This window comes from Streptomyces tyrfis, from assembly GCF_037034285.1.
Taxonomy (GTDB): Bacteria; Actinomycetota; Actinomycetes; order Streptomycetales; family Streptomycetaceae; genus Streptomyces.
The window spans coordinates 114,046-139,804 of record NZ_JBAGJZ010000010.1 but is presented as its reverse complement, the minus strand read 5'-3'; the positions used below and the strand labels follow the sequence as shown (position 1 = coordinate 139,804).

Annotated in this window: 25 protein-coding genes; 17 read left to right on the top strand and 8 right to left on the bottom strand. The window is 71.7% G+C overall.

Annotated features, from left to right (window positions below):
* The first annotated feature begins 414 nt into the window (after positions 1 to 414).
* On the top strand, positions 415 to 1,629 hold the full coding sequence (locus tag WA762_RS10495; protein WP_335935055.1) for a hypothetical protein: 1,215 nt from the start codon (positions 415 to 417) through the stop codon (positions 1,627 to 1,629).
* Here the strand turns inward: WA762_RS10495 and WA762_RS10490 are convergent.
* Positions 1,613 to 3,433 carry an asparagine synthase-related protein gene (locus WA762_RS10490; RefSeq protein ID WP_335935054.1) on the bottom strand — a complete coding sequence of 607 codons (1,821 nt, stop codon included), beginning with the start codon at positions 3,431 to 3,433 and terminating at the stop codon, positions 1,613 to 1,615. The genes WA762_RS10495 and WA762_RS10490 overlap by 17 nt on opposite strands.
* A gap of 1 nt (position 3,434) precedes the next feature.
* Positions 3,435 to 4,058: a lasso peptide biosynthesis B2 protein gene (locus WA762_RS10485; protein WP_335935053.1), complete on the bottom strand. Its 624-nt coding sequence runs from the start codon at positions 4,056 to 4,058 to the stop codon at positions 3,435 to 3,437.
* Positions 4,059 to 4,688: 630 nt separating this feature from the next.
* Here WA762_RS10485 and WA762_RS10480 point away from each other — a divergent pair.
* From WA762_RS10480 to WA762_RS10460, 5 genes are all read left to right on the top strand, one after another.
* Entirely contained in the window at positions 4,689 to 5,906 is a 1,218-nt protein-coding gene (locus tag WA762_RS10480) for an IS110 family RNA-guided transposase (RefSeq protein ID WP_335935051.1), read from the top strand.
* A gap of 289 nt (positions 5,907 to 6,195) precedes the next feature.
* Positions 6,196 to 6,972, top strand: a complete 777-nt coding sequence (locus WA762_RS10475; RefSeq protein ID WP_335935049.1) for a 2OG-Fe(II) oxygenase — start codon at positions 6,196 to 6,198, stop codon at positions 6,970 to 6,972.
* A 524-nt stretch (positions 6,973 to 7,496) separates the two neighbouring features.
* Positions 7,497 to 8,222 (top strand): 2OG-Fe(II) oxygenase, encoded by a 726-nt coding sequence (locus WA762_RS10470; protein WP_335935047.1) that lies wholly within the window; start codon positions 7,497 to 7,499, stop codon positions 8,220 to 8,222.
* An 11-nt stretch (positions 8,223 to 8,233) separates the two neighbouring features.
* Positions 8,234 to 8,572, top strand: coding sequence for an Ada metal-binding domain-containing protein (locus WA762_RS10465; RefSeq protein ID WP_335935046.1), 339 nt, complete (start codon positions 8,234 to 8,236; stop codon positions 8,570 to 8,572).
* The gene (locus WA762_RS10460) at positions 8,569 to 9,183 is read left to right on the top strand and encodes a hypothetical protein (protein WP_335935045.1); all 615 of its coding nucleotides are present in this window, start codon (positions 8,569 to 8,571) and stop codon (positions 9,181 to 9,183) included. Before WA762_RS10465 ends, WA762_RS10460 begins: the two co-directional genes overlap by 4 nt.
* Here WA762_RS10460 and WA762_RS10455 read toward each other — a convergent pair.
* A complete protein-coding gene (locus WA762_RS10455) occupies positions 9,116 to 10,105 on the bottom strand; it encodes an AraC family transcriptional regulator (RefSeq protein ID WP_335935044.1) in 990 nt (329 codons plus the stop codon). The two genes, WA762_RS10460 and WA762_RS10455, sit on opposite strands and share 68 nt — an antisense overlap.
* Positions 10,106 to 10,330: 225 nt before the next feature.
* Between WA762_RS10455 and WA762_RS10450 the strand changes: the two genes are divergently transcribed.
* From WA762_RS10450 to WA762_RS10430, 5 genes are all read left to right on the top strand, one after another.
* Positions 10,331 to 10,930: an alpha/beta hydrolase fold domain-containing protein gene (locus tag WA762_RS10450; RefSeq protein WP_335935043.1), complete on the top strand. Its 600-nt coding sequence runs from the start codon at positions 10,331 to 10,333 to the stop codon at positions 10,928 to 10,930.
* A complete protein-coding gene (locus WA762_RS10445; protein ID WP_335935042.1) occupies positions 10,923 to 11,648 on the top strand; it encodes an acetate uptake transporter family protein in 726 nt (241 codons plus the stop codon). The genes WA762_RS10450 and WA762_RS10445 overlap by 8 nt, the downstream gene beginning before the upstream one ends.
* 138 nt (positions 11,649 to 11,786) lie before the next feature.
* Positions 11,787 to 13,685, top strand: a complete 1,899-nt coding sequence (locus tag WA762_RS10440) for an amidohydrolase (protein ID WP_335935041.1) — start codon at positions 11,787 to 11,789, stop codon at positions 13,683 to 13,685.
* 86 nt (positions 13,686 to 13,771) lie between these two features.
* Positions 13,772 to 14,446: a hydrolase gene (locus tag WA762_RS10435; RefSeq protein WP_335935040.1), complete on the top strand. Its 675-nt coding sequence runs from the start codon at positions 13,772 to 13,774 to the stop codon at positions 14,444 to 14,446.
* 11 nt (positions 14,447 to 14,457) lie between these two features.
* Positions 14,458 to 14,994 (top strand): DoxX family protein, encoded by a 537-nt coding sequence (locus tag WA762_RS10430; RefSeq protein ID WP_335935039.1) that lies wholly within the window; start codon positions 14,458 to 14,460, stop codon positions 14,992 to 14,994.
* A gap of 204 nt (positions 14,995 to 15,198) precedes the next feature.
* Here the strand turns inward: WA762_RS10430 and WA762_RS10425 are convergent, their stop codons facing one another.
* Complete coding sequence (locus WA762_RS10425; RefSeq protein WP_335935038.1) at positions 15,199 to 15,603, bottom strand: alpha/beta fold hydrolase; 405 nt, start codon at positions 15,601 to 15,603, stop codon at positions 15,199 to 15,201.
* A 240-nt stretch (positions 15,604 to 15,843) separates the two neighbouring features.
* On the opposite strand from WA762_RS10425, the gene WA762_RS10420 reads away from it, so the two are divergent.
* Complete coding sequence (locus WA762_RS10420; RefSeq protein WP_335935037.1) at positions 15,844 to 16,629, top strand: SDR family NAD(P)-dependent oxidoreductase; 786 nt, start codon at positions 15,844 to 15,846, stop codon at positions 16,627 to 16,629.
* Between the two features lie 171 nt (positions 16,630 to 16,800).
* Here the strand turns inward: WA762_RS10420 and WA762_RS10415 are convergent, their stop codons facing one another.
* Positions 16,801 to 17,301, bottom strand: coding sequence for a carboxymuconolactone decarboxylase family protein (locus tag WA762_RS10415; RefSeq protein ID WP_335935035.1), 501 nt, complete (start codon positions 17,299 to 17,301; stop codon positions 16,801 to 16,803).
* Positions 17,302 to 17,394: 93 nt separating this feature from the next.
* Here WA762_RS10415 and WA762_RS10410 point away from each other — a divergent pair, with 93 nt between their 5' ends.
* Together WA762_RS10410 and WA762_RS10405 are read left to right on the top strand one after the other, a co-directional pair.
* Complete coding sequence (locus WA762_RS10410) at positions 17,395 to 18,318, top strand: pirin family protein (RefSeq protein ID WP_335935034.1); 924 nt, start codon at positions 17,395 to 17,397, stop codon at positions 18,316 to 18,318.
* A gap of 44 nt (positions 18,319 to 18,362) precedes the next feature.
* A complete protein-coding gene (locus WA762_RS10405) occupies positions 18,363 to 18,704 on the top strand; it encodes a GNAT family N-acetyltransferase (RefSeq protein WP_335935033.1) in 342 nt (113 codons plus the stop codon).
* A gap of 312 nt (positions 18,705 to 19,016) precedes the next feature.
* Here WA762_RS10405 and WA762_RS10400 read toward each other — a convergent pair whose 3' ends face one another.
* Together WA762_RS10400 and WA762_RS10395 are read right to left on the bottom strand one after the other, a co-directional pair.
* Positions 19,017 to 20,132, bottom strand: coding sequence for a maleylacetate reductase (locus WA762_RS10400; RefSeq protein ID WP_335935031.1), 1,116 nt, complete (start codon positions 20,130 to 20,132; stop codon positions 19,017 to 19,019).
* 192 nt (positions 20,133 to 20,324) lie between these two features.
* Entirely contained in the window at positions 20,325 to 21,281 is a 957-nt protein-coding gene (locus WA762_RS10395) for an alpha/beta fold hydrolase (RefSeq protein ID WP_335935030.1), read from the bottom strand.
* Positions 21,282 to 21,398: 117 nt separating this feature from the next.
* Between WA762_RS10395 and WA762_RS10390 the strand changes: the two genes are divergently transcribed.
* Together WA762_RS10390 and WA762_RS10385 are read left to right on the top strand one after the other, a co-directional pair.
* Positions 21,399 to 22,025 (top strand): TetR/AcrR family transcriptional regulator, encoded by a 627-nt coding sequence (locus tag WA762_RS10390; RefSeq protein WP_335935028.1) that lies wholly within the window; start codon positions 21,399 to 21,401, stop codon positions 22,023 to 22,025.
* Positions 22,026 to 22,116: 91 nt separating this feature from the next.
* Positions 22,117 to 22,485 carry a TetR-like C-terminal domain-containing protein gene (locus WA762_RS10385; protein ID WP_335935027.1) on the top strand — a complete coding sequence of 123 codons (369 nt, stop codon included), beginning with the start codon at positions 22,117 to 22,119 and terminating at the stop codon, positions 22,483 to 22,485.
* Positions 22,486 to 23,070: 585 nt separating this feature from the next.
* On the opposite strand, the gene WA762_RS10380 is transcribed toward WA762_RS10385, so the two are convergent.
* Positions 23,071 to 24,570 (bottom strand): multicopper oxidase family protein, encoded by a 1,500-nt coding sequence (locus tag WA762_RS10380; RefSeq protein WP_335935026.1) that lies wholly within the window; start codon positions 24,568 to 24,570, stop codon positions 23,071 to 23,073.
* A 664-nt stretch (positions 24,571 to 25,234) separates the two neighbouring features.
* Here WA762_RS10380 and WA762_RS10375 point away from each other — a divergent pair.
* Positions 25,235 to 25,735, top strand: coding sequence for a Dps family protein (locus WA762_RS10375; RefSeq protein WP_335935024.1), 501 nt, complete (start codon positions 25,235 to 25,237; stop codon positions 25,733 to 25,735).
* Positions 25,736 to 25,759 lie beyond the last annotated feature (24 nt).

The following is a 25,759-nucleotide window of genomic DNA, read 5'->3' as shown; positions in this document are numbered from 1 at the left end:
GCGGCATCCGGATGGTGATCCGAAGGATCGCCACGGACGATGGTGCTCGGGTCCCTGCGCAGCACCAGGTCTCCTGTTCCGCTGCGGGGATCGGAAGCTCCGCGACGCCGCCGTGCGATACGTGCCGCAGGAAGCCCGGCAGGCGCTCGCCAGGCGGCGCCGCACCCGTGCAGTGCCGCAGTGACGGTCGAAGGAGAACCCTGTGGGTCCAGTTGGAGTTGGCCGGTGCCTGCCGGCGAGACTCTTCGTGGTCGGCTTGAGTGTGTGTTCCGGTCGCGGTCACCGTCGGCGCCTGGTGGAAGACCTGCGGCGTCCGGAGATGATCACGTGAGGACTCCCCCGGGGGCCGGTGTCGGCTCGCACCTGCGGGCGCCACTGATCACAACGGACACCAGGCGGTCACCGGCTGCCGTGGTGTTGATCCTGCTGGTCCTGCTCCCGACGGCGCTGCTGCTGGGTTGGTGGGGCATCGAAGACCTCAGCGGGGCCCTGACCTACTCGGGGCGCATCACCGGTGCCATCCTCATCCTGGTCTCGGCCCTCTCGTTGTTGGGCGCTGCCGCGGTCGTGGACCACTGGTGCCGGAGCAGCTTCCCCTACTCCGGGATGGTCGCACTGATCAGCACGGTCGCGGCATTGCTGGCCAACGCCATGCTCCTGCTGGAGACATTCAGGGACGGCGATTCCACGCTTTACCGGGTACTGTTCAGCCTGCTCACGGCAGGTTCCGCTTGGGCTGTTGTCACGGTGTGGCGGACATCGGTCGTAATCCCCGCTCCGAAGCGGGTGGCCGCGGCACTGGTCGTCTCCACGGGTCTCGCGATGGCGAATTTCGGCTACGAGCACCTCTACCAGCCGTCCCAGCACGGCGCCAGGCCCCTCGTCAGCATCGCCGTGGGAAAGCCTGTGCTGAGTATGGACCACAAGGAATTCGCCGTACCGGTCGACATCAGGATCGAGAACCACAGCGATGTGGGCTTTTTCGTTCTCGGCACCGAATTCCATGCCATGGGCGAACGGGTGTCGCTCAGCCAGACGGACCGGCTCCGCAAGCAGTGGCGTGCAGATGCCGAGACGTTCCGCGACTTCCAGTTGCAACACCCGCTCTCCCGAAAGGAGATCTATCAGCCCGGCCAGTTGGTGTTGGCGCAGCCATGGGTACCTGCCGGGAACTGGATCGAGGCGAACGATGCGTTCGTCACCCAAACGGTTGTGCAACTGCCCATCGACACGCCGTATGACCAGTTGGCGCTCTACGCCTCCGCGCATTTGGCACGCAAGGACCGACTCAGTCTGGAGCAGATCCGGGTGAACGGGTATTCCTGGGGTGGCGGCAAGGTACCCCAGTGGGTCAAGGAGAACAAGAACCTCGACTCCGTCGTCTCCCGCGGCCGGGTATACGAAAACAATTCCATTGACCAGCATACGATGGCCCCCCGCTACGTCACTGTCTATTGGCAGTTCGGCACACACGGTGCAGGCCTTTCGGAATCCATCACGCGAAACGGCGAGGAAAACCGCATCCTGTCCGGAGCGGAAATTCGCAGGATGTTGATCCGGTACGGCTTGGTCACCGCCGAAACGGGTCCGATCAAACGAACGCTCTGGGACATCAAGAACCGGCGATGACCGGCATGGCCGCACGGCGCGCGCGGGAGTGCTCATCCAGTCGCTCCAGCCACACCACGAGGGCGAGAGAACTGTTCACACGGTCCCAGGAGTAGGGGTCCCCCATGCCGAACTGCGCCTCCCTCACCGCCCGGCACAGCGTCTCGACGTCGAACATCTCCGCGATCAGCGGATGCCTCGCGGAGCGGCAGAGGTCGATGAGTTCGTCGCCATGTGTCCGCAGGCCTCGGGCGTAGAGCTGATTGAAGGGGGCCTTGACGACCCGGCCGCCGATCCTGGGCGGAAGCAGGTCCGCCATCGCCTCGCGCAGCACCGCCTTCGGGCGACCCGGTTGGAACGCGGCCTCGATGGGGAGGCGGCGCATCAGGGCGATGACCTCCGGGTCGAGGAAAGGGTGCGAGAGGAAGAACCCGTCCTGCCGTGCGCGGCGCCAGGACAGCGGGTCGGGAGCGGTGATGTAATTGGCGGCCTGGTAGAGGGACTGTTCGGGCTTCCGCCCGAAGACGAAGCGGCTCTCCGCGATGCTGGCCTCACGGAAGCCGTGAGCCCGCGCGAATCCGGAACGCAGCCATCGGGGGCGGGCGAAGTTGCCGAGGCCGCCGAGTACCGTTCCGCGGCGGCGGACGAGCGCTGTGACCCGTTCGGCGGCCAGCGGAAGAGCGGGCCGCACCACATAGGCGGAGACGATGTCCCACAAGCCCCGCTCGCTGCCCGCGGCCCAGTCACGTGCCTGGCTCGTCATCAGCCGGAGCTGTCCCGTGCGGGCCAGCCTGTGCAGGTGAAGCGGGTTGGCGTCCGCAATCGGATCGGCCCCACAGCCGGTCAGGAGGGTATCGCAGCCCAGATCCGCCGCAGCGGCATGAAGCCTGCTCCAGAACGGGGCGCGGAAGGCGTGCGCATGAGGCTCGTCCGGGTCTCCCGCGTGGTGCTGGAAGTCGTCGAAGTCGGCCATGTCGTCGACATCGACGATCACCGGGCGGGCTGCGGGCGCGTACCGGCGGATCTCCGCCATCGCCTCGTCGATATAAGGCTGTTCGGCAGCGAGTTCTCCCCTTCCGAAGCGCCCGGCGAGCAGGACGAGGTCCCGAGGGTGGCCCTGTCCCGCGGCCAGCAGACGTGCCGCCAGCAGCGCGACGCTGGTGGAGTCGGTGCCGCCGGAAACATGGCATGCCGTCATCCTGCCCATACGGCGTTCGACGGCGTGCTCCAATGCGAGGCGCAGGCCCTTCGCGGCCTCACCGGGGCCGGGTTCGTCCGCTGTCCGTACCGACGGATCGTGGGCCTGACGGACGTGTCGCAGCACCCGCCCACGCATCTGCCCCGTGACCGAAAGTTCCACCACCTCGCCACCGAGTATGCGGTGTACTCCGGCGAAGGGGGTGAGTTCCGAGTGGGGTTGCGCCATGTTCCCGGTCAGGTACCGGCAGAAGTAGCGCCGTTCCAGTTCCGCTCCGTCGCCCAGCCGGCGCGCCGAGGTACTCACCGCGGTGACACGGCCACCGGACTCCCTGAAGAACAAGGGGATGCGGGCGTGCTCGTCCCGCATCAGCAGGATGCGGTCGCGGTACGCCACGACGGCCGCATAGTCGCCGGTCGGCAGGCGCGGCGCCGCTTGCGACCGGCCCCAGTCGTCGAGGATGCCTCGCGCTCCCGCCACTCGCTCACGGATGGAGCCGACCCAGCCGACGACCACCGCGGTCCCGGCCCGTGAGGAAACCGTCGTCACGAGCCCCTGCCGCGCCATGGCCTCGGCTGCCCAGAGCTTCGGGACGCCCCTGTCCCATTCGAGGCGCAGTGCTTCCACGTCACCGCCCTCCGCCGCCGACCGAGAGAACCGGCGCGAACGCGTGCCCGCGCGGATCGGCGTCAGGGATGCACAGGCCTGCTGAAGACGTCCAGGCGTGCAGGGCGAACGGGTGCTCGCGTACACCGACGTGAAGTACGGCCTTCAAGCCGCGCCGCCGCAGCAGGACGAATGCCGTCACAGCCTCGGCCTTGCAGTCGTCGTTGACGAACCAGCTTCTGCGACCGTGTGATTGCACTGCCCGTTTCAGCCGTTCGACGTCCTCCGTGGCGGCGGGGTCCGCACGGGCGTATTCCGGGGTCGCCAAGGACAGGAGCCGAAGGGCACGCCCGAATCCCACGGTCCGGATCAGCAGGTACACTCCGCGCAGCCAGAGCCCGATCGCGAGGTCCGACCGCCGCCCCCGGCGGGCCGGCGCACACCCGGCGCGGATGAGACCGGTGACGATTTCGGCGCGTTCCTCAGGGATTCCATCAGCGAGCTTCCGAATGTCCGCCGTCGCCAATCCAAGGAAACGTGTACGCCGCCAGTCCGCGATCAGCGCTCCGTCGGACATCCTGGTGACACGGCAGTACGGTGACAGGGTCCGTGTCAAGGCCACCAGGGCATCGGTATCCTCTGCCACCGCACATCCTCCAAGGCCGGCCCTACGCCGTTCCCACAGCGGACTCGGTCCGACGTGGGGACGGCGTCAGGATTGGTACCCGTGACCGTCGTAGAAGCCGCCGCTGAAGCCCCGGATCAGACGGCCGTTGCCGAGAAGGACGAGCCCACACGGCATACGATGGCGCAGCAGTCGGAGAAACATCGCCTACCTCCAAATCAGGAAGTATCGATCAACTTCAGGCTACTCTGCCCTGATTGCCCCGCAACCTGACAAGACACCCGCGTCGCGAAGCACAAGTGATTCGCGACGCGGCCGAAAGCAGGGGCCGGGGGTGGTGGGCCGCCGCGGGGACAGCTGCCGGGGCGGGGGCCCGTCTCCCCTGCCCCCCGTTATCTTTTTCGCGGGTCCTGCAATGGGGCTGCTGGCCTTCGGGTCCGGCATGACTGTGTCCCCCTGTCGAACGGATGACCTGGGGGTGGTGTCACCGGGCCCGGGAGGTGCTGTCGGAGACGCTGATCAGAGGTCCGGCCGCCACCCGGTCCGGCGCAATGCCGGACAGCTCGCAGGTGACAGGTCTGCATAACGTGGATGCGCGAGTACGACACCACTGCCGAGGCCGGCACGTGCAACCCGCCTGGAGGGGGCGCGATGTTCGAGATCGAAGACGTGGGCGTGTTCCTGGGCCTGGGCGTCGGTAAGAGTGCCCATCACGGGCACGGGCTGACCCCGGCCGGGAAGAAGGTCTTCGACAAGCAGCTGCCCAACAGCGAGCCGAAGCTGCGGGCCGTCTTCGGCAAGCTGACCGCAAAGTTCGGCACGGTGCTGGTGATCGTGGACCAGCCCGCCTCGATCGGCGCCCTGCCACTGACCGTGGCCCGGGACGCAGGCTGCCGGGTCGCCTGCCTGCCCGGCCTGGCGATGCGGCGGATCGCCGACCTCTACCCGGGCGAGGCGAACACCGACGCCAGGGACGCCGCCGTGATCGCGGACGCCGCCCGCACCATGCCACACACCCTGCGGTCCCTGGAGCCGACCGACGAGATCACCGCCGAACTCACGGTCCTGGTCGGTTTCGACCAGGACCTCGCCGCCGAGGCCACCCGCACCAGCAACCGGATACGCGGCCTGCTCACCCAGTTCCACCCCAGCCTGGAACGCGTCCTCGGCCCCCGCCCCGACCACCAGGCCGTCACCTGGCTCCTGGAGCGCTACGGCTCCGCGGCCGGCCTGCGCAGAGCCGGCCGCCGCAGACGCGTCGAACTGATCCGGCCCAAGGCCCCGCGCATGGCCCAACAGCTCATCGACGACGTCTTCGACGCACTCGACGAACAGACCGTCGTCGTCCCCGGCACCGGCACCCTCGACATCGTCATCCCCACCCCGGCCGCATCCCCGGCCGCCGTCCACGCCCAGCGCCGGGCCCTGGAAGCCCAGATCAACACCCTGCTGGAGGCCCACCCTCCTTCCCCGGTCCTGACATCGATGCCCGGCGTCGGCGTCAGGACCGCCGCCGTCCTGCTGGTCACCGCCGGCGACGGCACCAGCTTCCCCACCTCCGCCCACCTCGCCTCCTACGCCGGCCTCGCCCCCACCACGAAACAGTCGGGCACCTCGATCCACGGCGAACACGCACCCCGAGGCGGAAACCGGCAGCTCAAACGCGCCATGTTCCTCTCCGCCTTCGCCTGCATGAACGCCGACCCCGCCTCCCGCATCTACCACGACCGCCAGCGAGCACGCGGCAAGACCCACACCCAAGCCCTCCTCCGCCTCGCCCGCCAACGCATCAGCGTCCTGTTCGCCATGCTCCGCGACGGCACCTTCTACGAACCCCGCGCCCCCAAGAACGTCGAACTCGCCGCATGACCCCAGCAAGTCGAACCACCCCAAAGCGAACCTCGGCGCCTTGACGAAAGACATAGAGGCACCCCCCAGCGGAGTGAGCACCTTCATCCGCATCTGGTCGAGCGCTTCGACGAGTACACCGGCAGCCTGACCCGTCCGGCCGCAAGAGCCTCCGACGCGACGTCCGAATGCCGCCAGCACCGGCCCCGTCCAGGGGCGACGATCGAACCGCCGGCCGCGAACGACTCGCCCGGCGCGCACACCCCCCGGGGATGAGACCCGCCGCACTCCGCCCATCGAAAGACCTCCCGTGAACGACACCCTCTTCACCACCACAGCCGCCGCCCCGGTCCCCACCGGCACCATGCCCGTCGAAGGCTCACAGGTCCTGCCCGCGCTCGCCGCGGTCAACTGGCAGGACGTGCGGGAGCAACTGGACCGGGACGGCATCGCGCTCACCAGGCCCCTGCTGTCCCCCGCCCAGTGCCGGGAGATGGCCGGCACCTTCGACGACGCGGAGCTGTTCCGCTCCACCGTGGTGATGCAGCGCTACGGCTTCGGCCGGGGCACCTACCGCTACTACGCCGACCCGGCCGCCCTGCCGGTGCTGGACGCCCTGCGCGAGCGGCTGTATCCGCCGCTGGCGCGGATCGCCAACGAGTGGGCGGCGCGGCTGGGCGAGCGCACCTTCCCCGACGCCCTCGCCGAACTGCACGCCGAGTGCGCCGCCGCCGGGCAGCACCGCCCCACCCCGCTGATCCTGCGCTACGGTCCGGGCGACTACGCCTGCCTGCACCAGGACGTATACGGCGACCTCGTCTTCCCGCTGCAGGCCACGATCATGCTGGAGCGGCCCGACGAGGACTTCACCGGCGGGGAGAACGTCTTCGTCGAGCAGCGGCCCCGCTCCCAGTCCCGCGCCATCGTCGCGCGACCGCAGCTCGGCCAGGCCGTGATCTTCCCCGTCCGGCACCGCCCCGCCCCGGGCAGCCGCGGATTCCGGCGCCACCCGATGCGCCATGGAACCAACACCGTCGAGTCCGGCCGGCGCACCACCCTCGGCGTGATCTTCCACAACGCCCGCTGACCACGAGCCCCGGCCATGCCCCCGCTTCCCACTGACCCCCTCCCCTCCCCACCGGAGGCGCCATGTGCACCGTGATGACCGCGCCGCCACCTGCGGAAAGCCATCGCGACCGCCCCGAACGCGTAGTCCGAATACCGCCAGTACCATCCACCGAGGAGGGGCAAAATGGCTGATATGAGCGCCATCTGACGGGCGGCCGAAAAGTCGAGCATGGCCACGGATCCGGCGACCGCCCTGTTCGCCCCGGCCGAAAGTCCGCCCGGCGACCTGCTGCCGACCGACGAACCCGACCCCGGCACCCGCACCGGGGCGACCGTTGAGCGGCCGCTGACCTCCGTGCCGACGGCCGGCCGGCACGTCACCGACTTCGATGGCGTCCCACCGCCTTCTGCATCGAGTGCGCCACCCACGGCACCGGCTTCCACCGCCGTGTCCGGGCCTCCTCGCAGAACGCCCCTACGGCACCGCCACTGCCCGGCTCCGCCGCCCACCCCGCAGAACGCCCCGCACCCAAGGACACCACCGTGAACACACAGACCGCCGACCACCCGGCCACCGCCCGTCTCCCCGACACCGACTGGGCCGCCCTGACCGCCGAACTCGACGCCCTCGGCTGCGCCCTGACGCCGCGTCTGCTCGGCCCCGCGCAATGCCGGGAGATCGCCGCCCTCTACGACAGGCCCGAACTGTTCCGCACCACCGTCGACATGGCCCGCCACCGCTTCGGCTCCGGTCAGTACCGCTACTTCACCCACGACTTGCCCGAACCCGTCGCCGCCCTGCGCGAAGCCCTCTACCCGCACCTGCTCACCATCGCCCGCGCCTGGGCCGACAAGCTCGACCGCCCCGCCCCCTGGCCCGACACCCTCACCGAGTGGACCGCCATGTGTCACGCCGCCGGCCAGGACAAGAGCTCCCAGATCCTGCTGCGTTACGGCCCCGGTGACTGGAACGCCCTGCACCGCGACATCTTCGGCGACCTCGTCTTCCCCCTCCAGGTCGTCATCGGCCTCGACGCCTACGGCACCGACTACACCGGCGGTGAGTTCCTCCTCGTCGAGCAGCGCCCCCGCGCCCAGTCCCGCGGCACCGCCACCGCCCTCCCCCAGGGCCACGGCCTGGTATTCACCACCCGCGACCGCCCCGTCCCCTCCGCCCGCGGTCACCGCGCCGGGCCCGTCCGCCATGGCGTCAGCACCGTGCGCACCGGCCGCCGCCATGCCCTCGGCCTCGTCTTCCACGACGCCTGACACCCACAGCCATGCCCGCCACCCCCATGCCGGCCACCGACGGACCCGCCGAGCGCCGCGAGGGTCGCGCCTCTCCCGCCCCGCACCTCTACACCCTGACCGGACCGGACGACCAGCCCTACCCCAGCACCACGCCCGGCACCTACGGCGGCCACCGCCGAGGCCGCCTCTACGGACGCCTCGACTGCCCCTCCGCCCGGCGCGCCGTCGCCGCCGGCGGCTACGTGCGCCACCGCGTCTTCTTCGCCGACGAAGCCACCGCGCTCACCGCCGGCTACCGGCCCTGCGCGGTATGCCTGCCCGAGAGGTACCGGCAGTGGAAATCCCTCCGAAGGACCCGCACCCCATGAACCAGCACCCCGCTCCCGCCCGCTCGCCCCTGCTGTCCGCACCCGAGCGCACCGCCTTCGGCGACCTGCCCGCACCGGCCCCGCACACCGCCCCCGAACTCGTCGCCCTGCTGCGCCTGCTCACCGGCCACCGCCGCCCGCGCCTGCACAGCGTCGCCATCGGCCACAGCCGCGACGACGCCTCCCGCGCGGCCGCCGCGGCATTCGCCGACGCCTGGCAGGCCGCCGACGGCACCGTCCTCACCGTCGTCGACTGGCCCGAACAGGCCGCTTCCTGGCTGCGGCCCGCCCATCGCCTCACCGCCCGGGAACCCGACGCCCTCGTCATCGCGGCCGCCCCGCTCGGCTGGGCACAACTCGCCCGGCGCCTGCACCACAGCACCCCCTGGCGCCCGGACCGCACCTTCGGCTTCGCGTCCCTCGCCGAACCGGCAGTCGCCGCACTCGCCGGCCCCGGCGTCCTCGACGGCGTCCGCGGCGCGGGTGCGGACGGCGGCACCTGGCGCATCGACCACGGCGGCTGGATCACCTCCCTGCCGCCCCTCACCCCCCGGTACGAGGGGACGACGCCGCCTCCTGGATCCGCAGCCGCCGCCATTCGCGCGGCGTGACCCCGTAGGCCGCGCGGAACCGGCGGGTGAAATGGCTGGGGCTCGTGAACCCGCAGCGGGCCGCCACGGCGGACACGGGGAGGCCGATGTGGCGCGGGGAGGTCAGCAGGCGGCAGGCCGCTTCCAGCCGCTCGCCGATGACCCACTGTTCCAGGCTGATGCCGGCGCGGGCGAGGACGGCGTACAACTGGCGCCGGGAGACGGCGTGTTCCCTGGCGATGCGGTCCGGGGTGAGTTCGGGGTCGGCGAGGTGGCGACGTACGTACGCCATGATCCGGGCGGCCAGGGAGTCGTCCAGGGCCGAGCGGACCCGGCGGTCGTCCTCGTCGTGCGCCGCCGAGGTGAGCAGCGCCCGGACCAGCTCGATGGTGGCGTTGGACAGGGCGGCGGCGCCGGGGTCGGCCGCCAGGGCCCCGGGGTCCCGCCAGAAGGCGCGCAGGTGAGTCAGGACCAGGTCGTGCAGGGGGCTCGCGCGCAGACGTAAGGAGGCGCGGACGACGGTGTCCACCGATACGGCGAGGTGCTCCACGTCGATGGTGATGGCCTGGGAGGCGCCCTCACCGGACCAGCCGTACCGGCGGGGCGCGAGCTCGTGGAAGACAGCGACGTCGTCCGAGCCCAGGGTGTAGCGCTCGCCGCCGTTCTCGGCGTGGTGGACGCCGCGGCTCTGGAGCGAGACGGACACCACCGGGCGGTCTCGGTGCCATCGCACGTGTCTGGCCGTGCGCCGCACCTCGAAGCCGGTGCTGCGCGCGTCGACGAGGTCGAGCGCACCCACCCGCCACGCCTCGACGCGTGCGCGCATCCCGGTGTCGGGCACCTCGTGGACGATGTCGTTCGGCACCGACGCGTCCGTCAGTGCGTGGTGGAACGCCTCCACCCGGTCCTGCGGATCGAACGTGTCCAGGTCCAGCAACAGCACGCGGTCCCCCTCCGAATCGGGCCCGTCGGGCGCCTCCGCCGCATTGTCGGACAACCGGCGGCCTCGTGACGGCCAAATGCTGCACGGAGGGTCAAGTCACCTGCACTCTGAGGCAACTTGGGCCGCTCCTACCCGGCTACGTTCTGGATTGCCACGCGAACCCGATGCGAGGGACGCGCGCCGACGGCTTCCGGGCCGCCCCCGTCCCCACCGAGAGGCCGGACCATGACCGACCGTGCACCCGTCACCCCCGTCACCCCTGTCGCACCCGTTCCGGAGCCGGCCGCGACCGGGTTCGCCCAGGCCACGGCCGAGCCGCCGTACCTGTTCCAGATCCCGCCGGCCGAGGGGCGCAAGGCCGTCGACGAGGTGCAGTCCGGCCCGGTCGCCGTGCCCGCCGTGGACGAGGAGTGGGCGACCGCGGCCGGTGGTCCGACCGGTGAGGTCCGGGCCCGCGTCGTCCGGCCATCGGGCACCACGAGACCGCTCCCGGTCGTCCTCTGCCCCCACGGCGCGGGCCGGATGTTCTCCCCGGTCACCGACGCGAGCTTCGACACCGGCTCCCACCACCGGTTCGCCGAAGGCTACTTCCTGCGCCGCGACGGCATGCAGTGGTTCTGGGACCAGTGCACGACCGATGAGACCGACCGCGCCCGGATCACCGCCTCCCCGCTCCGCGCCGCCGGAGTGCCGGTCACCGCCGTCCGCCACCAGGGCGTCATCCACGACTTCGTGATGCTCGACGCCCTGCGCGAGACGTACGCGGCCCAGTCGGCGATCGAGCTCGCCACCCGTACGCTGCACAAGGCCCTGACCGATGACTGAGCCGACCTCGCCGACCGCGGACACGGGCGACGAGCCGCTCGGCGGCGGACGGCACTTCGAGCCCGACCTACGCCGGATGACGCGGATCAATCTGCGGCCGATCGCGTCCCCGATGCCCCTCGGCTTCTACACCGTCGCCATCGCCTCGGTGATCGTCGGCTGCTTCCAGCTGGGCGTCTTCGAGGAGGGCGGGCGGCGGGCCGTCGGCCTGGCGATCCTGCCCGCCTTCGTCCTCCAACTCCTGGTGGGAGTCCTCGCCTTCGGCGCTCGGGACGTCCTGGCCGCCACGCTGATGGCCTGCTTCTCCGGCCTGTGGCTGGCTAGTTCGCTGACCCTGGTCCTCGATCCGCCGGACGGCGTGCGCGTCCTGGGCGTCCTCAACGCCGTCTTCGCGCTCTTCGCCCTGCTGATGGCAGTCGTGGCGGGGCGCAAGCGTGCCCTGTGGCTGGTGCTGTGCACAGCCGTCCCCCGGTTCACCGTGGCGGCGCTCGCCAACCTCACCGGGGCCGAGTGGCTGGGAACCCTCTCCGGATGCCTCGGGCTGCTGCTGGCCTCCGTCGCCCTGTACACGGCGTTCGCGCTGATGCTGGAGGACATGCGCGGCGAGGAGGTTCTGCCCATCGGCCGCAGCGGCCCCGCCCATCACGCCGTCGAGGGCAGCCTGTCCGTCCAGCTGAGCAACCTCGAACGGCAGGCCGGCGTACGCCGCACCCTCTGAGCCTCCGCCCGATTCGAGGCCCCGCGCGCCCGGCCCTCGCCGTCAGCCCGATTCGCTCGGTCCGTGACGTACGGCTCCTGACATACGGCCCCCGAGACGTCCGCTCCCCTCCCATCGCGACGATCGAAAGCGAGCACCATGGCCAGCATGCCCGTCGGCGGGATCACCCCCGCTCACGGCTCACCGGACGGGGAACACGCAGACCTCGTCCTGCGTAACGGCAAGATCCACACCCAGGATCCGCAACGGCCCGCCGCCACGGCGCTCGCGGTGCGCGGCGGCCGGATCACGGCCCTGGGCGACGACGGCGACATCGCCGGTCTCGTCGGACCCGGGACCCGGGTCGTCGACGCGCTCGGCCGACGGGTCGTCCCCGGACTGAACGACTCCCATCTGCACGTCATCCGAGGCGGCCTGAACTATGTGCTGGAGCTGCGCTGGGACGGCGTCCGCTCCCTGCGCCGGGCCCTCGCGATGCTGCGCGCCCAGGCCGAGCGGACGCCCAAGGGCCAGTGGATCCGGGTCGTGGGCGGCTGGACGGCGGAGCAGTTCGCCGAACGCCGGATGCCCACCCCGGCCGAGCTCACCGCCGCCGCGCCCGACACACCGGTCTTCGTCCTGCACCTCTACCAGTCCGCGATCCTCAACCGGGCCGCCGTGCGCGCCGGCGGGTTCACCCGGGACACCCCCGACCCGAAGGGCGGGCACATCGTCCGCGACCGGAACGGAGAGCCCAACGGCCTGCTCCTCGCGGCCCCCGGCGCGCTGATCCTCTACTCCACCCTCGCCAAGGCGCCCGCCCTCGACGAGGCCGACAGGAAGGTCTCCACCCGCCACTTCCTGCGCGAGCTGAACCGCTTCGGGCTGACCTCGGCCGTCGACGCCGCGGGCGGGTTCCAGAGCTTCCCGGAGAACTACGCCACCGTCACCGAGCTGGCCCGGGCCGGCGAGCTCAGCGTACGGATCGGCTATCACCTGTTCCCGCAGACCGCAGGCCAGGAACTCGCGGACCTGCGCCGCTGGACCGAGACCGTGCGACCGGGCGACGGCGACGAGTGGCTGCGGCTCAACGGCGCCGGGGAGAATCTGACCTGGGCCGCCGCGGACTTCGAGAACTTCTCCGAGCCCCGGCCCGAGCTCGCCGCCGGTTACGAGGGCGAGTTCGAGCAGGCGGTCCGGCTGCTGATGGAACACGGCTGGGGCTTCCGGCTGCACGCGACGTACGACGAGACCATCCGCCGCGACCTCGCCGTCTTCGAGAAGCTCGCCGCCGACGGGCTGTTCCCGGCCGGGAACCGCTGGCTTTTCGACCACGCCGAGACGGTCTCGCCGCACAGCCTGGAACGGATCGCCGCGCTCGGCGGCGCGATCGGCGTGCAGAACCGGATGTCCTTCCAAGGCCGGGTGTTCGCCGAGCGGTACGGGGCCGAGGCCGCCGCCGGCGCACCGCCCGTCACCGACATGCTGCGGCTCGGGATCCCCGTCGCGGCCGGCACCGACGCCACCCGCGTCTCCTCGTACAACCCCTGGGTCGCCCTGCACTGGCTGGTCACCGGCCGCACCGTCGGCGGTCTGTCGCTGCGCCCGGCCGGCCGGCTCGTCTCCCGCGAGCGGGCGCTGGAGCTGTACACCCTGGGCGGGGCCCGGATCACCGGCGAGGAAGCGGACAAGGGCGTCCTCGCGGAGAACCGCTTCGCGGACTTCGCCGTTCTCTCCCACGACTACCTCACCGTCCCGGCGGACGACATCCCGCACATCGAGTCCGTGCTGACGGCCGTCGGCGGCCGGATCGTGTACGCGGCGGACACCTACGAGGGCATGGACGAGGCCGTGCCGCCCGTCAGCCCGGCCTGGAGTCCGGTCGCCCACTTCGGCGGCTACCAGGCCGCCCTCCCTCCGTCGGCCGGCGGTGCCCGCCAGGCCGATCTGCTGGCCGAGGCCGCCGCCGAGTCCGAGCAGCACCGCCAGTGGCGCGTCGCCCGCGGGTCGGCCCCTGCGGAGCGGACGTCGGCCTCCGACCCGTGTTTCGTGCCGTGACGCCGTGGAACCCCACAGCGTCCCCCTGCGGCCTTCGCGGCCATTCCGCCCCATCCCATCCCACTGATCAACGAGAGGACCCCTCGATGACCGACTTCGCGCTCGACCTCCACTCCGTGCAGGCCTCCCCGAGCCCGGACCTGCTCACCCCCGACAACGCGATGATGCTGTTCGTCGACCACCAGCCGCAGATGTTCTTCGGCGCCGGAAGCGCCGACCGGGTCGCCGTCGTCAACGCCACCGTCGGACTGGCCAAGGCCGCCCGGGTCTTCGACGTGCCCGTCGTCCTGTCCACCGTCGCCGCCGAGTCCTTCTCCGGACCGATCCTGCCGCAGCTGCGCGCGGTCTTCCCCGAGCAGGAAGTGGTCGACCGGACCAGCATGAATGCCTGGGAGGACCCCGCGCTGGTCGACGCGGTGAAGGCCACCGGACGCAGCAAGATCATCCTGTCCGGCCTGTGGACCGAGGTCTGCCTGGTCCTGCCCGCCCTCTCCGCGCTCAACCAGGGGTACGAGGTGTACGTCGTCGCCGACGCCTCCGCCGGTGTCACCCCGGCCGCCCACGAGCACGCCATGCAGCGGATGACCGCGGCCGGCGCCGTGCCCGTCACCTGGCTCCAGGTCCTGCTGGAACTCCAGCGCGACTGGGCGCGCACCGAGACGTACGCCGCGACGACGGACGTGGTCAAGGAGCACGGCGGCGCCTACGGCCTGGGCGTGGTCTACGCCCACTCCATGATCGACCCGCACGCCGCGGGCTGAGCGGAGCCGACATGGACACCGGTCTGCTGCTTCTCCGCCTCGTGGCGGGCCTGCTGATCGCCGGACACGGCATACAGAAGGTCAGCTTCCGTCTGGGCGGCAGCGGTCTGGCCGGCGGCGCCGAGGAGTTCCGGCACGACGGCTTCCGCGGCGGGGCGCTCACCGCGCTCTCCGCGGGGGCCGGTCAGATCGGCTCCGGCCTGCTGCTCGCCGCCGGCGCGCTCACCCCGCTCGCCGCCGCCGGGGCGATCGGCGTGATGACCGTCGCCCTCACCGTGAAATGGCCCCACGGCCTGTGGGTGCAGAAGGACGGATACGAGTACCCGCTGGTCCTGATCGTCATCGCCGCCGCCCTTTCGCTCACCGGCCCGGGCCGTCACTCCGCCGACCAGGCCCTGGGCCTGCTGCCCTGGCCCGGATGGTCGGCCGCGACCGCCGTGGCGGTCGGAGCGGCCTGCGGACTGGCCGCCAGGGTTCTGCTCCACCGCCCCGCCGCGCCTCTCCCCCTCCCCTCCGAGGCGGAGCGATCCGAACAGCGACCGGGGTGACGACACCGGCGGCGGCGAGGAGGCCCGCGCCTCGGCTATCCACGGGGTGCGCACCGCTCCGGGCGCGTACGTCGCGTCATCGCCGCCGCCCGAGTTGGCTTCGGACATGCAGTCCCGGCCCCGAGAGGAGTGCGGACGGCCGAGGCGCCGGTCCCGAACCCCTGCCCTCGGGCCCGGGTCAGCAGCTCCGGGCGGCGTCCAGGATCACCCGGGGCGATGTCCGCCGGCGGCCCCCGGAGCCCGTGCGGCGACGAAGACCAGCCCGGCGACGTTCGGCGCGAGTCCCACCTGGGAGATCATCGTTCCGCCGTAGGAGTGGGCGACCAGCAGGGTGGGGCCGTCCTGACGCGCCGGCGCGCGCTCGGTGGCCGCGGCGTCGTCCCGCAACGAGGTGAGCGGGTTCTGCACGGCGGTGCCCCCCAGGCCTGCCGCCCTGAGCAGCGGGATCACCTTCGACCAGGAGGAGCCGTCCGCGTAGGCGCCGTGGACGAGCGTGACGTGACCCGCCGGAGAACGCCCACGCGGGGCCGCTTGTGCCGAGGGACCGCCGGCCGGCGGGGCTGCGGCCGCGCCGGCGCCGAGCGACGAGAACTGGCGACGTGTGATCACTGGTCCTCCCGATGGAGGACAGCAGGACAAACCTTTGCAGCTCCGGCCGCGGCGGGCGAGTCGTGTTCGTCCGCCCGTGGGGTGCGGGGCCGTGAACGGCCGTCTCCGCTGCTTCGATCACGCCAACGGCCCCGGTCGCGCCACCCGGCGGTTCGACTTCACCGTTACCGTCGAGAAGACCGGGCCGGTCGCCCCGACCGAGCCGGTCGCCCTGACCGGGATCGGAAGGGAGGAAGACCGATGGCAGCAGTGCGCAGCTCGCGTTTCGCGGGCAAGGTCGCCGTGGTGACCGGAGGCAGCCGAGGGATCGGCGCGGCGGTCGCCGCGCGCCTGGCCGCGGAGGGGGCTGCCGTCGTCATCGGCTACCGGGACAACCAGGAGGCGGCGCAGGCCGCAGCCTCCTCGCTCTGCGCCGACGGCGGCCGTGCCGTGGCGCTGCGCGCCGACGTCACCGACCCCGACCAGACGAAAGGCCTTGTCGAACGGGCGGTGGCAGAGTTCGGGCGGCTCGACGTGCTGGCGTCCTGCGCGGGCATCGAGCACTTCGACTCCCTGGAGAACATCGCCCCGGCCGACTTCGACCGCGTCTTCGCCGTCAACACCCGAGGCCAGCTCTTCGCCGTGCAGCACGCCGCCGCCCACATGCGTGCGGGCGGCCGGATCGTGCTCACCTCCTCCGTGAGCGCCTCCCGGGCGGTGTTCGGCCACACTCTGTACGCGGCGTCCAAGGCCGCCGTGGAAGCCATGGTCCTCAACCTGTCCGCCGAACTCGGCCGACGCGGCATCACCGTCAACGCCATCGCCCCCGGCGGCACGGCCACCGACATGGCGGCCGAGCATGCCCACAGCTACCAGCACCCCGCGGTCCGGGACACCATGCCACTGTCTCAATGGCTCGCGGTCCACGGGGCGCTCGGCCGGCTGGCGCAGCCGGAGGAGATCGCCGCGGGCTACGCCTTCCTCGCCTCCGACGACGCCGCCTATATGACCGGCCGCACTCTGCCTGTCGACGGCGGCTACTTCTGAGAGCGCCGCATCCGGTGCCCCGGCCACACCGTCGGCCGGTCCCCCTCGGCACGGCAGGGCTCTGCCGGTATGCCATGGGGCGGGGCGTCAGCGGTCGCCGGCCGCTGCCCGGCCGCGACGACAACGGCCGCCCCCGTCGGGGCCGCCGCGCCGCGCACCGGGTCGTGCGCTTCAGCGGGAGGGAGTCTCGCGCACCGGGTGCTTGCTCAGGATCGAGACCCGGTTGAAGGCATTGATGGTGATGGCCACCCAGATCACCGCGGACAGCTCGTCGTCGTTCAGCACCTCGCGGGCCTCGGCGTACGCCCGCTCCTGGGCGAGGGCGTCGGCGGGGTGGGTGGTGGCCTCGGCGAGGGCGAGGGCGGCGCGCTCGCGGGCGGTGAAGAGCTCGGTGTCGCGCCAGGCGGCGAGCACTCCGATGCGCCGGGTGGTCTCACCGGCCCGCAGCGCGGCCCGGGTGTGCACGTCGAGGCAGTAGGCGCAGCCGTTGAGCTGGGAGACGCGGAGGTTGACCAGCTCGACCAGGATCCGGTCGAGACCGGCGTCGGCGGCGGTCGTGCGGACGGCGTCGGCCGTCTTCACCAGTGCCTGGTACGCGGCGGGGCTCTGCTTGTCGAGATAGATCCGTCCGGTGGACCGGAGGGCTGCCACGACCTGTGCCGTCTCGCTCACCCTGTGCTCCTTCGTCTGTTGCCGGGTTTTGCCGTCACGGCTATCATCCCCCATGATTGTTGAAATCAAAACTATTTTGGGAGGGGCAGGGAGATGAGCGACACAGAGGTCGAGATCCTCACGGCCCGGGACGTACCGCTGGGCGGCCCGCGCGCCATGACCGTACACCGCACGCTGCCGCAGCGGGCCCGGACGCTCATCGGGGCCTGGTGCTTCGCCGACCACTACGGCCCCGACCTGGTCGCCGACTCCGGCGGCATGGATGTCGCCCCGCACCCGCACACCGGGCTGCAGACCGTGAGCTGGCTCTTCACCGGCGAGATCGAACACCGCGACAGCCTGGGCACCCACGCCTTCGTACGGCCCGGGGAGATCAACCTCATGACCGGCGGGCACGGCATCAGCCACACAGAGGTCTCCACACCCGACACCACCGTCCTGCACGGCGTCCAGCTCTGGCTGGCCCTCCCCGACGCACACCGCCACGCGCCCCGCGACTTCCAGCACCACGCCCCAGCGCCGCTGCGCGTCGACGGCGCCGAACTCCGGGTCTTCCTGGGCACACTGGCCGGCGAGACCTCCCCCGTCCGCACCTTCACCCCGCTCCTGGGCGCCGAACTCCTCCTCGATCCCGGCGCCACCGTCACCCTCGACGTCGACCCGGCCTTCGAACACGGCCTGCTCGTCGACGAGGGCGACATCCGCCTCGCCGGCACGGTGCTCCGCCCCGCCGAACTCGGCTATGTGGCCACGGGACGGACGACGCTCACGCTCACCAACACCTCCGACCACCGCGCACGGGCCATCCTGCTCGGCGGCACGCCGTTCGGCGAGGAGATCGTCATGTGGTGGAACTTCATCGGCCGCAGCCACCAGGACATCGTCGAAGCGCGGGAGGAATGGGAGCGGGCCTCCGACCGTTTCGGCAGCGTCGACGGCTACCCCGGCGACCGGCTGCCGGCCCCCGCCCTGCCGAACGCCGTCATCGCACCCCGCAAAAACCCCTCCCACCACTGATCCCCCCACTGACTCCCCACTGACTCCCCACCGAGAGGACCGCCATGAGCGAGCAGACCACCACCCCCCTCGTCCGCCGCGTCGACGCCCGCCACCGCTACGAGATCCTCGTCGACGACAAGCGCGCCGGGCTGACCGCCTACCGCGACCGCGACGACCGGCGGGTCTTCTTCCACACCGAGATCGACGACGCCTACGCCGGCCAGGGCCTCGCCACGATCCTCGTCGAGCAGGCCCTGACCGACGTCCGCGCCTCCGGGATGCGGATCGTCCCCGTCTGCCCGTACGTGGCCAAGTTCCTCAAGAAGCACCAGGAGTTCGCGGACATCACCGACCCCGTGACCCCCGAGGTCCTCACATGGCTCGACGCCCGGCTGGGACGCTGACACATCCTCGGCAGCGCGACCGCCCGCCCGGGCCGTCCGGTCCATGGGCACGCCCGAGCGGATGGCGGCCCACCCCGCATCACACGCCGGACACGATCCGAGGCCACCGCCGAGGCAGAGGCGAGCATGGTGACGAGCGAAGTCCCACCCGCGAAACTCCCGGCGGCGTACGACGACGAGGCCGACGGCCCCGAACCCCAACTGCACGCGCAGGGCGGTAGGGCCGGGCGATGAGGACCGCCTGCTCCTCATCGCCCGGGTCCCAGTGCTCCCCCGCCGAGCAGGAGGTCGGGTCGTCTCCGTGGCCGAGCCTCAACGCGCGGCCGGGGCGGCCGTGGTCGGGGTGGCGCCGACCAGGGCGCCGGTGAGCAGGGCGGTGAGGTTGGCCTCGGTGAGGCGCACGGGATTGGAGGCCGGGGCGGAGGTGAGGACCCGGCCCACGGCCCCGGGGAGGTCGCTGCCGGTGAGCCCGTAGTCGGCCAGCCGGCTCGGGGCGTCGAGCGTGCCGCACAGACGGTTGAGCGCGGCCACCGCTCCGGCGGCAGGGTCCTCGCCCGCCGCATCGGGGCCGCCCAGGGCGGTGGCGAGACGGGCGGCCGACTCCGGGACGGCGGGCGCGTTGAGCGCGAGCACATGGGGCAGCACGGCGGCGTGGGTCTGGGCGTGCGGGAGGTCGAAGGCGCCGCCGAGAACGTGGCAGATCTTGTGGTGCAGCCCGGAACCGGCGGAAGCGAAGGCCACCGCGGCCAGGTAGCACCCGTACAGAGCCCGCTCCCTCGCCTCCAGATCGTGCGAGTTCTGTGCGATGCCGGGCAGGGCCGACGCCAGGGCGCGTGCCCCCTCCAGGGCCAGGGCCTGGTTGATGGGATCCGTCCTGGGCGCCCACAGGGAGTCCACGCAGTGCGCCAGGCTGTTGAGCCCGGACGCCACCGACAGGCCCACGGGCAGGGAAAGGGTGAGGGCCGCGTCGTAGATCACCGCGGCCGGCAGCACGCGGTCGTCGACACCGGTGGTCTTGGTGCGGTCCTCGGTCATCCCCCACACGTTCGTGGCCTCGGACCCGGCGTACGTGGTCGGCACCGCCACGATGGGAATGCCGAGGGTCAGGGCAACCGCCTTGGCCAGCCCCGTCGTCGAACCGCCGCCGACGCACACGAGGAGATCGGTCTCGTCCGAGGCGGCGGCCTCCCGGGCCGCCTCGGCCTTGGCCACCGGCACGTGCTGGACCACCTCGTCGAACCACCGGGCGACGTCGATGTCCCGGCACACCTGCTCGGCGAGCGGCCGTTCGAACTCGGAGGCGATCACCATCACACGGGACGCCCGATGTCGCCGGACTTCCGCGGCGAGATGCGCGGCGGCCCGTCCGGCGCCGAACAGCACCCGCTGGCCCAGAGTCGTGTGCTCGAAGTTCATGGTCATGGACATACCGCGCTTTCTTCCGTTGCCGACCGACGACGGCCGATGTTGCCCGGTCAGACGCAGTCCGGCCGGCGGAGCGTCGAAGGAGCGCCGCGGTCGCCCGGCGGGGACGGCGGTGAGGGCGGTGGCGGCCGCAGAGAAATGCGGGCGGACGACGAAGAAGCCGCCTTCGTCCGCGTCCGCGGCCGCGGCCCGGGGTCACCTGTCGCCGTCACCGCGGTCCGCGGCCGGGCTGAGGGAGTCGACGTCCTTCATGAAGTTCAGCATCCGGGCGTTGAGCAGCTCGGGGTGGTCGATCGCGGGGCCGTGGCCGGTGTCGGCGATGATCTCGGCTCGGGCTCCGGGAACCAGGCGCGGCACGCGCTCCAGTTGCCGCTTGGGGTGCACGAGCAGGCTTCGCTTGCCCAGGACGAGGTAGAGCGGGGTGCCGATGGTGCGCAGCTCCTCCTCGGTCAGCGGCAGCGGCGCGGGACGGCGTATCCGGAAGGCCCGGACGCCCGCCTGAATCCACGCGCGCAGCTCGGGAACGACGATGACCGGCTGCTCCAGCCAGGAGGCGAGGCGCGGGCGCAGCGCCTTCGGGGCGAAGGTCGCGAAGAGGCTGACGAAGATCCAGGCGAAGAAGCGCAGGCCCACTTTCTCCAGGCCGCCGGGGTCGAGCAGGGTGACCGAGGCGAGCCTGCCGGGCCTGCGGTGCGCCTGGTTGAGGACCAGCCAGCCACCGTAGGAGGAACCGACGAGGTGAACCCGGTCGAGGCCGAGCGCGTCGAGCGCCTCGTCGAGCCACTGGGCCGCGCGCTCCGGCTGCCACATCGGCTCGCGGTGCACGCTGCGACCGGGATCGCCGGGGGTGTCCAGCGCGTACACGGGGCGTTGGGCACTGAGCCCGGGGGTGTTGGGGTACCACTGGGCGGAGCAGCCCCCGGACCCGTGGATCAGGACGATCGGCGTACGGGACTCGTCGGCGGGGTCCGTCGGGCCGTACCGGTAGACGTGCGTGGTGCCGAAGCTCGTCTCCACGTCCGTCTCGGACCGGGCGGGCGCGCCCATGGCGTAGAGGACGTCGCAGGCGGCGAAGTACCGGTCGCGCAAGGCGTCGTTCACGTAGCGGCCGATGTCGCGGCGTGGGCTGGTTCGGGTCGCGGGCACGGTCACGGGGCGCCTCCGGAGAGATCGATTCTTCGTGATACGACCGTACCACGATGGTGGTACAGCGGTATCATGAGGTGGTCTGGACCGGGAACTGACCACTGTCGGGCGGAGATACGACCCATGCCAAAGCTCGTGGACCACGAGGAACGGCGCACTCAGATCGCCGAAGCCCTCATCCGGGTCGCCGCACGGCGCGGACTGCACGCGGTCGGCATGCGCGACGTGGCCGCCGAGGCCGGAGTGTCGCTGCGGCTGGTGCAGTACTACTTCCAGACCAAGGAGAAACTGCTCTTCTACGGGCTGCAGCATCTGACCGCCCTCTTCACCGCACGCGTGAGCGCCCGCCTGCGCCCCGCCGATCAGGACCCGGACCCGCGCACCACCGTCGAAGCGCTGCTCCTGGCCTCCCTCCCGGCCGACGAGGAGAGCCGTGCCTTCCACCTCCTCTACACCTCGTACGCGATCCTGTCCGTGACCGACGGAGCACTTGCCGCCCAGCCCTTCATCGACAACCCCGACGCCGCCGAGAGCGCCCTGACCCACCTGCTGCGACAGGCGCAGGAAGCCGGTCTGGCCGACCGCGACGCCGACGCGCGCACGGAGGCGATCAGTCTTCTGGCCATGGCTGCGGGCCTGGGCACCAGCATTCTGGTGGGCCAGCGGAAGCCGGAGTCGGCCGTCGCGGTGCTGCGCCACCACCTGGACCGGATCTTCACGGGAACCGGAGACCTTCCGCCGCACACGTGATCCCGGCGGAGTCCGTCGCGCACCGGCCACTGCCGCAGGAACGTCCGGCGCCCTGACGACATCCGCTCGACGACCGCTCGTCGGCGACCCGTTGACTCGACTCAACAACCTCGCGACCGCCCACCGTGCCCACGCACTGACCGAACCGGCCTGCCACCGGGTGATGTTCGAGCGGGCGGTCCCCGGCTTCCGGCCGAGTGCCGAAGCCCTGGGCGCGGCCGAGAGCGCCTTCGACGCCTCCGTCGCGGCCGTTCAGGCGTGCGTCGATCCCGGTGTGCTCGGTCCGGGAGACGCGCACGAGATCTCAAAGGTCCTCTGGGCGGCGGCACATGGGGCGATGAGCCCGGAGATCGCCGGCCACTTCCCGCCGGAGAAGGCGGCCCGCCGCTTCGACACGCTGATGGCGGCGGTGGGACGGGCGTTCCTCGCCGGCGAGCGGGGACGAGGACGGGCGTCATGACGGTCAACCGGTATCTGTCGGGGAGCTGCGCGCAGGTCACCGAGGAGGTCACCGCGTTCGATCTGCCGGTCACCGGCCGGATCCCGGCCCACCTCGACGGCCGCTGTCCGCGAAACGGCCCGAATCCGCTCGGCATCGAGGACCCCGCCGCCCACATCCGAAACGCTCGGCGCCGGCATGGTGCACGGCGTCCGCATCCGCGACGGCCGCGCCGAGTGGTACCGCAACCGCAGGGTGCGCTCGTCCTCGGTCGTCGACCGGCTGGGGAACCGCGGCGCGGGACGCCCGTCGACGAGTGGCTGGACATGGCGCCGAACGTGCGGGGCGCGGGGCTCGCGGGCCGCACGTTCGCCCTGGTGGAGGCCGGGATACGCCCGTACGAACTCGGCTACGACCTCGATACGGTGGGCTCCTGCGACCTCGGGGCGACCCCCGAGGGCCACAGCTCCACCGCCCACTCCGTCGAGGGTTCCGGACGGGTCGATCGGGTGCGGCGGGCGAACGCGCCCGAACCCGGCCCCCGGCCGCCGTGGCGGAACTCGCCGCCACGGCTGCCGGGGCTCGTGCGTCGTGGGCCGTCGTCGGTCACTTGCCGGGATTCTTCCGGTGGGGGCGCAGCGGGACGATGTCGAGGACGGCCATCATGCCCATGTCCTCGTGGTTGAGGATGTGGCAGTGCAGGACCGTCCTCCCGGTGAAGTGCGTGAAGTGGACGCGGATGACGCTGGAGCCGCGCCTGGGCACGTTCACCGTGTCGTAGACGCTGTGGGAGGGGTCTTCGGCCTTCCCGTTGGTGCTCATCAGCTGGAAGTGGTCGGTGTGCAGGTGGAAGCTGTGGTCCTCGTCGGTGTCGTTGCGGACGGTCCACTCCTCGACGGTGCCGAGGGTGGAGGTGAAGTCGGTCCGGTCCGGGTCGAACGTCCGGCCGTTGATGTAGAAGACCGTGCCCGCCGTGTTCTCCGTGTAGACCATCGTCTTGCGGGCCGCGATGGTCGCGTCGCTCAGGTCCTCCTGCGGGGCGAAGCGGCTCGGGATCGTTGCCCGGGGCACGGGCGTCCCGGTGGTGACGACGGTCGCGAGGTCGGCGCGGGGGAACTGGTTCCCCGCCGGGCCCGTGTCGTACGGCAACGTCTCCAGGCGGGCGGTGCCGGGGGCGCCGCCCTGGACCAGGACGTCGAAGCGTGCGGCGGCGGGGATGAGCAGCGTGTCCTCGGCGCGGATCCTGCGGACCGGAACGCCGTCCTGGGCGATCACGTGGAAGCGGGCGCCGGGCAGGTGCAGCTTGTAGTAGATGTTGGCGCCGATGTTGGCCAGACGCCACAGCTGGGTCTCGCCCGGCCGGATGCGGATCACGGGGTCGTGCTGGCCGTTGACGGTGCGGTTGGTGGGCGCGCCGATGCTCAGGGGGTGGGTCTTGATCGCGTCGCCCTCGACCTGGAAGTCCTTGAGCGCGACGGTGTGCTCGGTGATGCGGCGCAGCGACGGCGGCAGGTGCCGTCGCAGGCCGTCGACGACGATGATGCCCGACTCCCCACCGGCGACCTGGGCGGCGGAGAGCATGTCGGCGTGCGAGTGGTACCAGTAGGTGCCGGTGGGGTGGTCGCGCGGGAGCCGGTAGGCGTAGTGGTACGACTGCCCGTACTTGATGGAGATGAAGATGTCGTCGGCGGGGGCGCGCGGCGAGACCATGAGTCCGTGCGTGTGCAGGTTGGTGTACTTGTCGGTCCTGTTGGTCATGGTCAGGTCGATGCGGTCCCCCGGGCGCACGCGCAGCGTCGGCGGCATGTAGGCGCCGTTGTACGTCGTCGCGTACAGCCGGCGGTCGCCGACCCGGACCTTGCGCCGCTCCACGACGATGGTCGCCCTGAGCACACCGCCGCGGCTGACGAGCTCCGGCGGATCCCGGAGCAGGGGGCCGGTGCTCTTCGGGGAGGGGCCGTCCTTCGCCGCGGGACTGTAGGCGGCACGTGTGTATTCCCCGTGCTCCCCCGGTGGGCGCCCCACGCCTGCGGACAGCGCGGCCGCGATGAGCGCCAGGCCGGCGGCCGCCGAGGTCAGCGGGAAACGGATGCTGGTTCGGGTCACGTCTCTCCCTGGGAATCCGTGCGACCGCGGGGAAGAGCGGGCGGCCGGAGCGAGTGCCGGAACGCGGACGGTCCGCGGACTCCGGATCGTACGAGTGATGCATGGGCGGGGAGGCCGGACCACACCGGACGGCGCCCTCGTCCACTCGAACGAACCTCGGCGGCGATCACCCGTCCCGGAGGAAAACGCCTCCGCCTCGCAACGGGCGGGGACGCGGACGGCCGGGACGGTGTCGGGCCATTGTGCTCTCCTGGCCCTCCGGGTCGTTCCTCGGACCGGCGCTCCGCGTCCCCTCCCGGAAACAGGGTTGGACCACCAGACTTCCCGGTCGTGGAAGGGCTGTCATCTCCGGGCGCGCGGTGGGGTGACCCGCGGGTCCGCGCATTCGAGCCGCCTCGCATCGTGCTTCGGAGGCCTTCCGGAACGCCGGATGCCGGCCGTGCCGCGGCCGGGCGCCCCCTGGCGGAGGGCGGGGACGGGTCGCTCCCGCACTGCGGCGGCCCACGTCCTCCTCGGTTCTCACGCCTCCGGCCCCAGGACGTCCGCCCGAGCGGCCCAGTCGCGGTGGCGACGTGGCAGGCCCCGCGTACACGCTTGGTCGCGTAGGAAGACCGGCTTCCTGTTCCGGGGGCCACCACGTCGCACTCTCACCAGGAGGCCCGGCATGACCGCTTCCCCTCAGACTTCCCGGCGTTCGGAGACCGACGTGGCCGGATTCACGGCCTCGCCTCAGTTGGCCCGGGCCCTGCAGCAGATCGTGGTGGACCTCGTCGAGCTGCACCTCCAGGGGAAACAGGCGCATTGGAACGTGGTCGGCCACAACTTCCGGGACCTGCACCTGCAGCTTGATCAGATCGTCGACGACGCCCGTGAATCGGCCGACGTCATCGCCGAGCGCATGCGCGCTCTCGCGGCCTTGCCGGACGGCCGCTCCGACACGGTCTCGGCGGGGACCACGCTCCCGAAGTTCCCGGAGGGCGAGCTGAGTGTGAGCGCCGTCGTCGATCTCGTCACGGCGCGCCTGCGTGCCACCGCCGACACGGTGCGCGCCCACCATGACCAGATCGACGGCGAAGACCCCTCCACCGCCGACCTGCTGCACACGATCATCGACTCCCTCGAGAAGCACGCCTGGATGGTCAGCGCGGAGAACCGGATCGTCTGACGCCGTTCGCCGCGTTGCGCGGAA